Origin of the sequence: Paenibacillus sp. MMS20-IR301, assembly GCF_032302195.1 — a bacterium.
Taxonomy (GTDB): Bacteria; Bacillota; Bacilli; order Paenibacillales; family Paenibacillaceae; genus Paenibacillus_AQ.
In genome coordinates, this window is sequence record NZ_CP135275.1 from 2,869,404 (window position 1) to 2,882,833 (window position 13,430).

Genomic DNA, 13,430 nt, shown 5'->3' on the forward strand with positions numbered 1-13,430 from the left:
TTGTATTGCATTCTGCGTATTATTTCTCCAGAGCCTCCAGAAGAAGCGAAGCGTAATATCTGCTGCCTTCCGGTTTCAGATGCACTCCGTCTTTGTAGAAATAATCTGACTTCCCTTCACTTGCAGCATACCAATCCACAACTTTAGCGTTATTAAATTCACGAGCAACATCCTTTATCGTTGTGTTGACCGTATCTTGCCACCCCTTAGGTACCCGGGCAGTTACAAGAAGTACCTGTTTGGCGCCGGACAGTGTAGTTAATATATTGCGAAGTTGTTTCTTATTGAATGGACCATTTGTACCAAGCTCAATAATGATATAATCGCCCAGTTTTCCGTTTGTTTCTAATTCGGTAATTAACTTCTGCGCCTGCACCATCTGTCTGCTTTCCTTACCATTCACCGTTGCATCAGGAAGCAGTTCTTTCAGGTAGGGTTCAACTCCCACCATAACTGAATCTCCAATGGCGGTTACTCCGTTTCCGGTAAACGGCTGCTCTTCCTTCAGGGGCTGAGGAGTGTTTCTTGAAACCTGCTGTTGATTCTGTGCAACTGGCTGTTGACTCTGCACAACCGGCTGATTTGCTATAACTTTTTCGCCGGGCTCCGAAGAAACCTCCCTGTGTACCCCCAGGTATACCAAAGCAATAATCACAATAACAAGCAGCCATATCATTCCAGTTCCTTTATTTTTCATCTGTATATCATCCCTTTCCCGCCTTCTGAGTTATCCAAGTGACAAGCCGTACAAAAAGGATAAGAATAAGAATTAATCCGATCATCGGTTTGAATGAGATGCGGCTCTTAAGGGACAGCAGTTGAGCACGAAAAGTTCCTCTACGGAATGGTTCCTCAATATATCTGTAAGAGATAATAGACAACATAAGGATAACTGCAAGCTGTAGCAAAATTTGTGCAAACCCTGATTTTTCGTTAGCGCCATTCGTATTCATGAGAATAATTACAGGATAGTGCCAAATGTACAGGCTGTAGGAGTGTTTACCGATCCAGGCCAGCGGCCTGCTGCCCATTATTCCGCCAACCCGGCTGGCCGGATGCGCCAGCACTGCAATGACAACGGCCGAGATCACAGACAAGAACAGGAAGCCGGACGGATAAAGCGAATCATCGTATTCATTGGTTCGATAGATCAGCACTAGAAGTAGAATCAATCCCAATCCGCCCGTAAAATCCAGCACAGATTGCCCGGCATTTGATATCTGTCTATTTAGTTTCCAGCTTGGCCAGACAACTGCTAAAGCTGCACCCATCAGAATGGCAAAGGCACGGGTATCTGTTCCGTAATAGACCCTGCTCGGGTCTGTTCCAGGTACATAAATAATAGCCATGACCGCTGCAGACGCAGAAATTAATAGCAGAAGATACAGCAGCAACTTGCCCCTGCGCGGTACCCATTTTAAACCAATACTTAAGGCGAGGGGCCAGATGATATAAAACTGTTCCTCGATCGACAGCGACCATAAATGCCCGATGGGTGATGCCGGACCGAAGCTCTCGAAGTAGGAGACCTTATGAAAAATCAGGTACCAGTTATTCATGTAGAAAACGGATGAAACTATATCCCCTTTTAGCGAAAACAGCCTGGATGAATCCGTAAACAGAAGATACAGTACAACAGTTAACAGCATAAACCCCATTGCAGGCAGCAGCCTGCGGAATCTTCGTATCCAGAAATTCCGGAGAGACAGACTTTTATTCAGTCTCCACTCCAGAAGAATCTGATCCGTGATCAGGTATCCCGACAGTACAAAGAACACACCCACTCCCAATAATCCGCCCTGCGCCCACGGCAGGTTGAAATGATAGGCCATGACTGCGAGGACAGATATAGCCCTCAAACCGTCTATTCCCGGCATATAACGCTTCATAAGATGATCCTGTTTCCCGTTCATTTCTGTTCATTCCTTGTTGTGTATTGGGCTTATCCTCTTTACTCACTATAAAGACAGGATGTCGCCAAAGTTTGATCAAGATGTAAACAAGTTGTCAACAAATTACGCTGTGGTCCGGACACAAAAAAGCCGCATTACGGAAACCCGTAATACGGTTGTTTGATGTCAGAACCTCTGCCTATTTAAGTTCAATAATATACGACGGTCCTCTGGAGGAGTCGTTTTGTCCGGTAAATGGATTTGCATATGAACTGGCTCCCTGAAGCAGCAGCTTTGTATGATCCGTATTCCAAAACATTGCCGAAGGCACTAAACCATGATATACAGGCTCTTTGTACACCACATTTCTGCCCTGCATTCTGCCGACGTATACCGCCTCATCATCCTGCTGGTAGTATGCAATAATTTTCTTGTCATCAGATAATTTATAAGCAGATATATTCTCAAGTATTACGGAAAGCTCGCTGTTTCGCTGGTCATATTCATACAGCGTTCCATCCGGTCCAAGAAAGGTAAACTGATCATTACTAATCCATGTGCTCTGTTCCTCCACAGTTTCGCGTGTATACATAATCTTAATATCCGGATCAGTCATCCTTCCGAACATTAAAGCTGTTTTACCCGCCCGGCCGGCTTCAAACAAGGTGAACAATACACTATGCCCGTCATCTGAAACATTAATGCTGAGCAATGTATTCCCTTGTTCCATATCCTTTAACGGATACTGTCTGGAAGCATGGGTCTGCAGATCGTAGAGATATACGCTATTGTTATCACTGTCAGAGACATCCAGCACCAAATAACTCAGGAACCGGCTATTGCCGGACCAGGATATATCCTGCAGGTATTGCTGGCCGCTGCTGCTGAATGAAGCAACCTCTGTTTCCTTCCCGTCCTTTAAAGGAACCACTTTCAGGCTAGTCCCCGTATTGGAGCTGCTTATCTCAGCGGTGTATTTCCCGTCTGGAGACAACTCCAATTGAGCATTGTCTTTGACTGCTTTAATATTCTCACTTTGCTCATATGGGTAGGTTAACGTGATCAAGTTGAATGATTCTGACGTTCCTGCAGTCTTGAATGCACCGGTCAGCGAATCTGCCGCAGTCCAGCCCAGCCAGTAACCATCATTTGTGAATTTATCCGCTAACCGGTATATGGCTTTGACCTGAAATGAGTTTGAGCTCTGGGGAGCTTGCTCTGTTTCCCCTTCATCCGGGATAATTACAGTTTCACTGTGAACGCCCGCCCGGCAACCGGACAACAGCAGCAAGAGAAACAGAATTGCAGATACCCATCCTGTATATTTGCGAATCATTGGCTGTCTGCCTCCTCTGCCGCTATCATTCTCCCGAATTCTACAGTAACAAGAGTGCGGTTGTTATGGCTGGTGACGGAAATACTGCCTTCCAGCTCATCAACAATAGACTTGACAATGCTTAGACCAAGCCCCACGCTCCCTTGCTCGGGGTTCATGGCATGTGCCAGATAGAAAGGTTTGAACAGATTGGATAACTGTTCTTCACTGATAGCTTCACTCGGATTACCAATGACAAACCGGATGTTGCCGTCTGTATGAAATCCAGTTACTTTTATTTCCGAGAGCGGCCAGCTGTACTTAATGGCGTTATCGATCAGATTAATAAAAAGCTGGCGCATCCGGTCACTCTGGCCCATCATCCACAGGTCACTTTCGATTTCAATCCGGAGGTTTTTTTTATACCGCTGCGCCTTTATATCCATGGACTCACAGACATCCCGGAGAACAGCACCGGCATCTACCGCCTCAAGGCGGCCATTGTTCTTCACCTGACGGGAGACCTCAAGCAGCTTCAGCACCAGCGTATGCAGCCGCCTGCTTTCCTCAACGATGTGATTCATCCCTTTCTCAAAGAAAACCGGGTCCCGCTCGCCGTTCACTTTAATCAGCTCCGCGTATCCCAGAATTGAGGTTAAAGGAGTCTTCAGTTCATGCGTAATATTGTCAAAGAAGCGTTTTTCCTGCTGATGAAGCTCCTTGAGCTGGTCACGGTCTTTGCTGATCATGCTGATCTGTCTGCCAATCTGATCAATCATGTCATTATAATTCTCTGCCAGCCGGCCGATCTCGTCCTTTCTTCTTAAGCGGATGCGGACATCCAGATTTCCGTTCCTGACCTGGGAAGAAGCATGGGCAAGCTTGCCGAGCGGAAGGGTGATATGTCTGGACAGAATGAATGAAAACAGAAAAGCAGCTGTAAATATTGCCAAAGTGATGTAGAGGGTTACATCGAGAATCCGGTCGCTCTGCTGGTAGAGCAGGCTGTAGTCCTTGAAATAACGCAAAATGCCCACTTTGGCTCCGTCTATAATCACCGGATAAGAAAACATAACCGAGGTCTGAGGCTCATGAGTCTGGATGCTGTAGGCCGTCTTTCCGGATAGCGCTTCCTGCAGATCATTGTGCTCCCGCTGCTGGAATACCGCTTTGTCTGATGCGTACAGCAGTTCACCGTTAACTGTATATATCCCCACGCTATTGCCTGTCGCATGCTTCAGGGTATTGCCTAATTCCTCGGCCATCTCACCGAAATACAATTCATTGCTGGAATAATGATTGATCAGGAACGCCTGCCGGACATACACATTACTGTTATTTTTCAGCCCTGTCAGCTCTGCAGTAATCAGATCCTGGTTATTGGTGCGGATGAACGCTTGTACCGTCTGGCTCAGCACAACAAAAGAGATAACAAAAATAAACAGTAATCCGAGCAGAAACTTAAGGCTGATTCTACGTATCATGCTGAGGCACCTGTTTTTTGAACTTGTATCCGATTCCGAACACCGTTGCAATATACTCCGGTGAATCCAGTTTTTTGCGGAGCCGCTGAATATGCGTATCTACCGTGCGGGTATCCCCTGCAAAATGATAGCCCCATACGCTGTCAAGCAGTTCGGACCGTGAAAAAGTCCTTCCCGGATTTCTTACCAGCATGATCAGCAAATCATATTCCTTCGGGGTTAGTTCAACATCATGATTGTTTTTCCTTACAAGCCGTTCTTCAGCGACAATTTCGATATCCTGAAAGGTATAACTCTCTGCAGATGCGTCAGCTTTACGTCCGGTGCCGGCCTGCTCCACTCTGCGGAGAATGGTTCTGACCCGGGCAATCACTTCCCGCAGATCAAAGGGTTTGGTAATATAATCATCCGCACCGAATTCAAGTCCCAGCACTTTATCCGTTATATCTGACTTGGCGGTAATCATAAGGATGGGAATTTTGTATCCGGCGGTTATCTTCTTGCATATTTCCAGCCCGCTCGTATCAGGAAGCATCCAGTCCAGCAGCAGCAGATCAGGCTGAAAGGACTGAATTTCCTGCATCCCCGAAGTGCCGTCTGCAGCAATCCGTGTATGAAAACCCTCCATGGAAAGCCCGTATGACAGCAGATCCGCAATCGGAGCATCATCTTCAATGATCAGTATTTTTGCATTATTCATGTTTATCTCCGTCTCATTAATACTCATATCATATAAACATTATTGATATGAATCTTATGTTAACAACTTGTGTACCAATAATCAATTTGCCGGTATATGAGCTCCAGCAAATCAAGGTACAGCCGTCATCATTAAATTTGTATAAATATAATTTAAATATCTACAATTCACGCAAATAGCTGTCGATATACAATTCATATGTATTTTTTACGAAGCAAATTGAGGAGTGGGAAGATGGATTACAGACAAAGAAACCTTTTGGGGAGAATGAAGTTGACGATTCGCATGAAATTATTGATTGGGTTTCTGGTTGTGGCTGCACTGCTTGCCTTCGTAAGCACCTATGCCTTAAATCAGATCTATGTCATGACCGACACTTCAGAGGAAATCGATCAGAAGTGGATGCCGAGCGTCAGCTTGCTTGGCATGATGAATGGTGATGTCTCAGATGTGGAGCGTATCGCTCTTGCCGTCATCGTAGAGACCGATCAGAATGAAATCAAGAAGATGAATGAAGCTTTGGAGCAGCTCCTGGCCAAGATTGAGGAAGAGCGCAATCAGCTGATCACGCTCATTGCGGGCAGCGATGAAGCAACCGCAATGTATGATACCTTTAGCGCCAATTATGATAGCTATCTGGAGAAAATGCCTGCATTTGTCGAATTAGGTTTAGCTAATAATTTCGGGGAAGCCAGCAGGCTGCATACAGAGGCTTACCCCTTATGGTATACGGCCAATGATACCCTTGCCCAGTTGATTAACCTTGGCAGCAAACTATCAGGACAGGCTACAAGTGATTCATTGACAGAAGCCAACCGTGCTTTTAGTATCATTCTGACCGTAACGATTATTTCCTTCCTGACCGCCTTGTTCATCGCCTTCTTTATTGCAGGCATCATCTCAAGACCCATTCAGAAGATGAATGCGTCCGCACTGCTTATAGCAAACGGTGATTTAACCGGTGAGACGATCACGCTTAAAAACAAGGATGAGCTCGGCACACTGGCTGCCTCGTTCAATATCATGACCGGCAATTTGCGTGCGATGATCCAGTCCGTCTCCATGACCTCCGAGCAGGTAGCCGCTTCTTCGGAAGAATTGCTGGCAAGCGCTGAGCAAAACACGAAAGCATCCGAGCAAATCTCCGAAACGGTCGAGCAACTGTCTGCAGGCACTACGGATCAGGTGAACATGGTAAAAAATTCTTCACAGGCTATGAGTGAGATGGCTGCGGGTTCGGAACAGATCGCTCTCCTGGCCCAGAGCGTATCCGTCTCGGCTGTAGATGCGGCAAATCAGTCGGCTGAAGGCAATAAGGTTATCCAACAGGCAGTGGAACAAATGGGCTCCGTGCGTGCTTCTATCTCCTCACTGACAGAGCTGGTTACCGGGCTGGGGGAACGTTCTGCTGAGATTGGCAGCATTACCGGGGCAATCAATAATATCGCAAGTCAAACCAATCTGCTCGCATTGAATGCAGCTATCGAGGCTGCACGTGCAGGAGAACATGGGCGGGGCTTCGCCGTTGTTGCCGGAGAGGTACGTAAACTGGCAGAGGAATCTTCTAAATCTGCGCAGAAAATTACGGATCTGGTACAGCTGATTCAGCAGGATACGAACCATGCAATACTGGCTGTGCAAGTGAACAGCAATGAAACCGAAGCCGGAATTGAGATTGTCACTGCAGCCGGACAAGCATTCGAGCATATCTACGAAGTCGTGAACAAGGTCGCTGATGAAATTCAGGAAGTATCTGCCGGTTCAGAAGAAATGTCTGCCAGCACAGATGAAGTAGTCGGGTATATAAGCCAGATCTCCAATATTGCCGGGGAAGCCTCAGGCGGGGTCCACAATGTATCTGCTGCAACTGAGGAACAGCTCGCTTCCATGGAGGAGATCGCATCATCAGCTGAATTCCTCTCCAAGATGGCCGAAGAATTGCAGGAACAGATCAATAAATTTAAAGTTTAGAGCTGCCAAAGATAACTTGTTAGTACATCCGGCTATTCACCGGATGATACAGTGTAGTCAAAGCGTTACGATGGCGGTATGGCAGATTATAAACATTATTTATCAAATAAAAGTCCCGATAAGTGTTATCCTCCACAATGTTTGAAAAATTCATTTGAATAAACCCTGTTATACCAAGGGGTATTTTCACAAAGGTTGTATCGGTATCTTCTTATAAATAGAAAATAGTTGAGAAATTCTTTATAAAGTTTGCAAAAGGTTAATTTCTTCCTTAAGGTTTGAAAAAAGATTTGCCGATATCAGAAAGTTTGCAAAAGGTTATGCATCTGTGTCACAAAATTTGAAAATGCTTTTTTGGTTTTGTTGAATGGAATGCTGATTAAAGTAAAAGATGGTAGCAACATATAAAAGTTCTGGCATCGAGTAGATGCCAGAACTTTTATATCGCAAAATTTTCGATGAGAAACGGATTGATTTCCTTCGTTCCTTTCCCATTTTTCCATAGATGCGCATATCTTTCGAATGCGGCTGCAAAGTCAACCTTTTCAATACGTTCTGCATTTTTTTCAATTGCGTTTCTAGCAGCACGACGAATTAGCATCATTATTGAGTCCAGCACCCCATCCGAAGCATAAAATATCGCATCGCAAATATCTGGATCTGTCAGGTGGGACTGCCTATCGAATACATTGGATAACTGTTCTTCAATGTCTTGAAGAAAATCAATGTATTCATTATCTCGTTTAAATGGCTTCAGCTCTTTTTGAACAGGCATTCTTCTGCCCAACTGCTCATTCACCTCCAACACCTCCGTCGACGTTGACAAGCCAAACAAAATAATAGGTACTCGCACGGTATTAAGAAACGATTTAAACCAATTGGAAACTGTTATCGCACCTCCGGGTTTCTCAGCGTCTAAAAAGTGCTGAAATTCGTCAGCCATGATCAACTGTATGTTATTTTTCTTAATGAGTTCCCCTAACCTATCTACTTTCTGACTAGGGGTGCCCCTTGAAAAATACCGGTCACCAATTTGTTTGAGCAATTTCTCCGTTACTGAAGTATACCTAGCTGGACTTGGAATTTCGACGGTGAGTATCGACTTGCTCTCCGCTTTACCCCAAATGGACTGTGTCATCTCCTTTCTTTGTTTATTGGCTAAATACGCCTCCATAAGTGTGGTTTTACCAGACCCTGGAGGTCCATAGATCAACATTGACAACGGTTGATTGACTCCCTGCCCTTCTAGATGGGTCTGTTCCATCAATTCAAGTATCTCGGTGAAGGCTGGATACATAACGCGGATACCATCCACATAACGAATTTTATCCTCAGCACTCATTACATCACTTGGTGCTTGCATTGTATGACCCCCATTTTGTATTCCCCTTGGATTTTGGTTGTGTTTTTGTCAACTCGACGATAATCGCAGATGGGCGAGTTCTTGTTGTACCTTCTTCACTTGAAACCACCTTGTCCATGCCCTTGTTTTTCATCCGTTGTTGGGCAGAGTGTGTTACCTTCGTTTCATTTGCGAGATCATCCTGTAGCGTGCTTTTTTCTTGTTTAAGCCTCTCTAGTGTCATTTGGGATTTTTTCACTCTTTGCTTGCCGTTTACTACCTCCTTTTGCTTTTCGCGCAATTGTGCAACAATCACACCGTGGGTATACTCGCTTAAACCCTTCGAATATTCCTGGTTAATACACGGGATTGTAATGTATTTTCCATTTATCGGGTCATATACGAAGATTTTCGACATATCCGTAGGATCGTATTTAATATCGATTTTCACCGTTTTTTGTATCGTCCCCTTCTTCAGATTTTTTTTAAGTGCCTGGAGCTCATCCGACTGATAGAACAGGTACTGGTGACGAATTCCTGTACGCTGTATGGACAATCCTCTTTTGAGCTTGCCCAGGATTATTTCCCATTGCGGCTGGATCACAAGTGAAGGGTGACCATGTTTATTCAAATAATCCTGCCATAGATCATGTGGTCTCCCTTTAACACCAGTGTGCCAGTCATGAGCGTATTCCTCAATGACCCATCTATGAAAGATCTTAATAAACGTTTCATAACCGACTACTGCGTTTTTTTGAGGGTCATATTCCCTCTTTTTTTTCTCCAAGATGTTAGAGAAGGTTGTCCCTGGTAACTGATGGAGGAGCTTTGAATTAAGCGTCCGGAAGAATCTTTCTACCGCACCTTTGTACCACGGACGTCTGGGAGGGCAATAATAAATCTCGATCCCCATTTGCAAGCATGCGTCCTTTAAAGATTGGCTTCGAAATTCCTTTCCATTATCCAAAACGAGCAGCTTAGGCTTGCCATGAGCTAACCACGGTTCTAAATCGGGATACTTTTCTGTCATGTAGCTTTTTGTAGAAAAAGCATGCTTCAGCGCAAGCATTACGGATACATAGGATGGTGGATCAAAACCAATATGAGTACCTAAAATGTATCCAGTCGCACAGTCGATAAGAATAGTGATCCATGGTCTTCCAATTGGGAGCCGAGTTTTCTCGTCAACGACAATAAGATCAAGTTTGGTATGGTCAACTTCCACCCTATCCAATGGTTTTTCTGGTTTTGGGCGAAGTGTGACCTTTCCTTCCTTTTCGTAGGCGTACTTAAATCCATGCGAATTTTTCAGTCGTTCGAAAGGATCTAAATCCAGGATGCGTCGGCGGATTGTAGAACTTGACGGACATTTAAGTCGGTCCGTTTCCAATCGGCGAGAATTATATAATTCTATGGTATTTTGGACCTCTTTTGTAAGAGAATCCACTGTTGATTCTTCTTTCCTCTTCTTTGTAATGATATCGTAAACAAGCGCCTCCACATCAGAAGAAAGCCTTGTACCGCGACCTGATTCTATATGCCCTGGAACCAGAGAGATAATATCGCAGTTGCTTGCGATATAAGCATCGTACCAACGTCGTATCGTGTTAGCTGAGATATGCTCACTTTTTTTAACTCTAAGTGGCTCCATTTCTTTTGCACGAGCGACAAAATGTTTTTGCATCTTCTCTGCTTTTATGCTGAGTAGAGGCTTAATGACCTTTAATCGCCATGCTGCCTTATCTTTGTACTCTTTTGGCAACGACTCGAAATCGACGATTTTTTGCTGTTCAATCCATTCCTCTGATGGAGTCGGAATCAACGATTGATTAGGAGCAAATACAAGCACCCCATTTTCGTACTGTTTGATAATCTCCTTCCGAGAGATACGAAAGATTTGGTCTTTCGAGACATTGGTAACAATGTATTGATCCGGTGTCGTTTCTTTTTTTATCTCACAGTGATCATCATTCAACATAAACTGTATACCGGTACCCAACTCAATTTCCATTTTAATTCCTCCTTGGGTTTATCAATGTACATTTGCTTGCGAGTACATCAAATTTTCCACATCGCTTTTTTTAACGTACTGCGAAAAACTTTTACCTTTTGGTATTTTGCGTGCGACATCTATTGCACCGTCGTCAATCCATCTTTGAACTTTGCGTTGCCCCACATTTAGCATCGAAGAAATTTCTTTTACGGTATACCCAATTTCGTCAATGCGCTTTTGTCGTGCTTCTGCAATCAGCTTTTGAACATCCCTTTTGTGAAGAAAAATCCCGCTAAGCGATAGTTCTTTGGATGCAACCGCTGTTTTGATCCTGCCGGTTAGAATTAATTGAGTGAGTTCAATGGCGTTGAACCCGCTGTTGTGTAAATGCAGCAACGATTCGTGAAATGATTTCCACTCGGGTGATGGCTTTACCATTACAACAGTTCCTGTCGTCACATTTTGAAGAAATGCTGCAACTGTTTCTGGTTCAAAAAGACGCTTTTGAAACCCATCCACTTTGGGTCCGCGGAGTGCTGGCAGTAAACCTGCGTCAGCAAGCTTCCAAACCTGTAATCGGTGAATGCCTAATGCCTTCGCCACCTGTTCTGAGGTCAGAAGGGACTTCCTTTTCAACGACCACGCATCTACATCACTCTTCGTAAACATCATGTTCTTGCGAACTGTGCGTGGACGCTGATGTCCTTTTAAGAATCCAGCCTCAATAAGATGCATACATTGTTTGTACGTGATAGAAAGCTTTTCAAGTGTCTCCTGAAGTGTGTAATAGTTGGAATCCGGGATGGTAATCTCATTTTTCCGTCTTGGATAGACGTAAGTAAGATTCCTCAAATATTCGTCGTACAAGCTTTGATGATCTTCGAGCGCTGGGAAATCTATAATTTTCCGCAGTAACCTGCGCTTGTAGATGAAGCGCTTCTCTGGAAATGTTGTCATTTCTTCAAGCGTTCTTACCACTTCGTTAAAGCATTCGTCTGGAGTTGATAACAGAAAATACGCTGCCGTGTGAACAGCAGTAATCATCTGAACATCTCTTTCTTCACCTCCTTTAAGCAGATAATTTGCACTCTCACCTAATATGGGAAAGTGTTTGAATACAAGGTGATTTCCATCGAAATGATGGAGCAGCGATGAAAACAAGTGAACCAAACGGAAATAGTCGCGTGCATTTATATTCGAACCCGCATTCAATTCCATTTCTGTTGTGTTTCCAGCGATCAGTGATTGCGTAATTCGCTGAGCCTCCATTACCATCGCAGATAACACAGTTTCGCTTTGAGTATCTTCAATAAAGGTACCGCATCGGCAGTGACCAGCCATCAAGTCAAAGATGGACGTTGTTTTTTGACACGACGTACATCGTTCAAGTAACAACAGTTCATGTTCTAGGCAGACTGTCACATTTGCAATATCCCATTGCAACCGATGGAATGGATCTTCTCTCATACACTGTGGGCAATATTTAACCCGCTTTTGGTAAAAGAAAAGCTCAAGATCCCTTTTGTTCGGTGGTTTATCGAAAAAAAGCTTCTCAAACTGATTCAGTGTCAGCTTTTCAGGAAAGAGTCCCCCTTGTTGTACAATTTCAGCAAGCTTTTTCTGTACCCCAGAAGCTTTACAGAAATTTAAATTGCATGAGTACACCGTAGAATGGTTCACGTTATCAAGCAGAAACTGCAAACTGGTATATACGTTTTCAACCGTCGCTATTCGGAAGAGGAAACTATATATGCTTTCCCCTTCTTTCGGCAGTGTGCATAAATCAAAGCTGATTTCGCATCGCTCCCTTAGAGTATGGACCCAATATTTGGATCCAAACATGGTTTTTTAAATGGTAAACGAAAGTAAAACTTGACCTAACTTTAAATCAATTAGGAAAAGGTTTTTCAGTTGACAATTGAAATGAAAAAGAAAACAAAACAAACCCGCCTAGAGCCAGGCGGGTTTGTTTTGTTTTTATAAAATACTAATATGTAAATAATTTACGTCCATGATGTTGCTTTAATCTTCGCCGTGATGTCATTACAACGACGTTCAGCTTCCATTCCGCTACACCCTGTTAGCGTATCATGAATAACACGCAGTAACTCATTGACCGAATTCCGGAGCTCAGGATCTTCCTTGATGACATCATAAATACGTTGAAAACCTCGAATATTGGAAAGACCTTTCCGAACCGTTACGCCCAATATCTCGTCACGGTGAATCCCTTTCTGCTTTTCAAAATAAAGGATATCCTCCGCAGTTAGTGATGTTGGGCTTGCCACATTCAATACATTTTGTAATGATCGAACATCGGGATAGCCATAATCCTCTGCAATTTCCATAAGATATTCGGTCTTATGCCCTCTTTTAATACGTTTTGCAATTGCCGCTTCGAGGTTGATGGCAATTTGGCTTCGAATCTTATTATCTGCATCACGTCTTTTCAACTCCATAATTGGAGGACTGTCATGATCTTTTTCTTCTAAACGGATCTGCTTTCCCATAACTTCCCGGAATACATTGGACTCTACACAGATCCAGTCCCGAAGATTCCCAGATGTATCTTTGCGTTGCACTTCGTAATAAAGATGTTCACCGCTTTGAGTTTCAAATTTCCCATCGGGTTTCAAGACTTCATCGCGCATATTTATAACCTCCAATTAATTGTCATTTATTAAATCTTGTCTATGTAAAAACAAAAAGAAATTGACATTCAAATACATGTCA

At 43.8% G+C, this 13,430-nt stretch carries 10 protein-coding genes; 1 reads left to right on the forward strand and 9 read right to left on the reverse strand.

Going from position 1 to position 13,430, the window contains the following annotated elements:
- Window positions 1–19: 19 nt before the first annotated feature.
- The 5 genes from LOS79_RS12740 to LOS79_RS12760 all read right to left on the reverse strand — a co-directional run bounded on the left by LOS79_RS12740 (window position 20) and on the right by LOS79_RS12760 (window position 5,391).
- Window positions 20–697 (reverse strand): SGNH/GDSL hydrolase family protein, encoded by a 678-nt coding sequence (locus LOS79_RS12740; RefSeq protein WP_315420166.1) that lies wholly within the window; start codon window positions 695–697, stop codon window positions 20–22.
- A gap of 7 nt (window positions 698–704) precedes the next feature.
- On the reverse strand, window positions 705–1,889 hold the full coding sequence (locus LOS79_RS12745) for an acyltransferase family protein (protein ID WP_315420168.1): 1,185 nt from the start codon (window positions 1,887–1,889) through the stop codon (window positions 705–707).
- Between the two features lie 202 nt (window positions 1,890–2,091).
- Window positions 2,092–3,228: a WD40 repeat domain-containing protein gene (locus LOS79_RS12750; RefSeq protein ID WP_315420170.1), complete on the reverse strand. Its 1,137-nt coding sequence runs from the start codon at window positions 3,226–3,228 to the stop codon at window positions 2,092–2,094.
- A complete protein-coding gene (locus LOS79_RS12755) occupies window positions 3,225–4,691 on the reverse strand; it encodes a sensor histidine kinase (protein WP_315420173.1) in 1,467 nt (488 codons plus the stop codon). The genes LOS79_RS12750 and LOS79_RS12755 overlap by 4 nt, the downstream gene beginning before the upstream one ends.
- Window positions 4,681–5,391, reverse strand: a complete 711-nt coding sequence (locus LOS79_RS12760) for a winged helix-turn-helix domain-containing protein (protein WP_315420176.1) — start codon at window positions 5,389–5,391, stop codon at window positions 4,681–4,683. The genes LOS79_RS12755 and LOS79_RS12760 overlap by 11 nt, the downstream gene beginning before the upstream one ends.
- Before the next feature lie 267 nt (window positions 5,392–5,658).
- Between LOS79_RS12760 and LOS79_RS12765 the strand changes: the two genes are divergently transcribed.
- Window positions 5,659–7,362 (forward strand): methyl-accepting chemotaxis protein, encoded by a 1,704-nt coding sequence (locus LOS79_RS12765; protein ID WP_315420178.1) that lies wholly within the window; start codon window positions 5,659–5,661, stop codon window positions 7,360–7,362.
- 439 nt (window positions 7,363–7,801) lie between these two features.
- Here LOS79_RS12765 and LOS79_RS12770 read toward each other — a convergent pair whose 3' ends face one another.
- The 4 genes from LOS79_RS12770 to LOS79_RS12785 form a co-directional block, all read right to left on the reverse strand.
- Window positions 7,802–8,725, reverse strand: coding sequence for a TniB family NTP-binding protein (locus tag LOS79_RS12770; protein WP_315420181.1), 924 nt, complete (start codon window positions 8,723–8,725; stop codon window positions 7,802–7,804).
- A complete protein-coding gene (locus LOS79_RS12775) occupies window positions 8,709–10,715 on the reverse strand; it encodes a Mu transposase C-terminal domain-containing protein (protein WP_315420184.1) in 2,007 nt (668 codons plus the stop codon). Before LOS79_RS12775 ends, LOS79_RS12770 begins: the two co-directional genes overlap by 17 nt.
- Window positions 10,716–10,736: 21 nt before the next feature.
- On the reverse strand, window positions 10,737–12,539 hold the full coding sequence (locus LOS79_RS12780) for a TniQ family protein (protein WP_315420187.1): 1,803 nt from the start codon (window positions 12,537–12,539) through the stop codon (window positions 10,737–10,739).
- Between the two features lie 161 nt (window positions 12,540–12,700).
- Window positions 12,701–13,348, reverse strand: coding sequence for a hypothetical protein (locus tag LOS79_RS12785; protein WP_315420190.1), 648 nt, complete (start codon window positions 13,346–13,348; stop codon window positions 12,701–12,703).
- Window positions 13,349–13,430: the final 82 nt, after the last annotated feature.

What these genes read in the sequence shown, in the direction of transcription:
- LOS79_RS12740 (WP_315420166.1), bottom strand. Translation starts at nt 697, where the DNA reads ATGAAAAATAAAGGAACTGGAATGATATGGCTGCTTGTTATTGTGATT.
- LOS79_RS12745 (WP_315420168.1), bottom strand. Translation starts at nt 1,889, where the DNA reads ATGAAGCGTTATATGCCGGGAATAGACGGTTTGAGGGCTATATCTGTC.
- LOS79_RS12750 (WP_315420170.1), bottom strand. Translation starts at nt 3,228, where the DNA reads ATGATTCGCAAATATACAGGATGGGTATCTGCAATTCTGTTTCTCTTG.
- LOS79_RS12755 (WP_315420173.1), bottom strand. Translation starts at nt 4,691, where the DNA reads ATGATACGTAGAATCAGCCTTAAGTTTCTGCTCGGATTACTGTTTATT.
- LOS79_RS12760 (WP_315420176.1), bottom strand. Translation starts at nt 5,391, where the DNA reads ATGAATAATGCAAAAATACTGATCATTGAAGATGATGCTCCGATTGCG.
- LOS79_RS12765 (WP_315420178.1), top strand. Translation starts at nt 5,659, where the DNA reads ATGAAGTTGACGATTCGCATGAAATTATTGATTGGGTTTCTGGTTGTG.
- LOS79_RS12770 (WP_315420181.1), bottom strand. Translation starts at nt 8,725, where the DNA reads ATGCAAGCACCAAGTGATGTAATGAGTGCTGAGGATAAAATTCGTTAT.
- LOS79_RS12775 (WP_315420184.1), bottom strand. Translation starts at nt 10,715, where the DNA reads ATGGAAATTGAGTTGGGTACCGGTATACAGTTTATGTTGAATGATGAT.
- LOS79_RS12780 (WP_315420187.1), bottom strand. Translation starts at nt 12,539, where the DNA reads ATGTTTGGATCCAAATATTGGGTCCATACTCTAAGGGAGCGATGCGAA.
- LOS79_RS12785 (WP_315420190.1), bottom strand. Translation starts at nt 13,348, where the DNA reads ATGCGCGATGAAGTCTTGAAACCCGATGGGAAATTTGAAACTCAAAGC.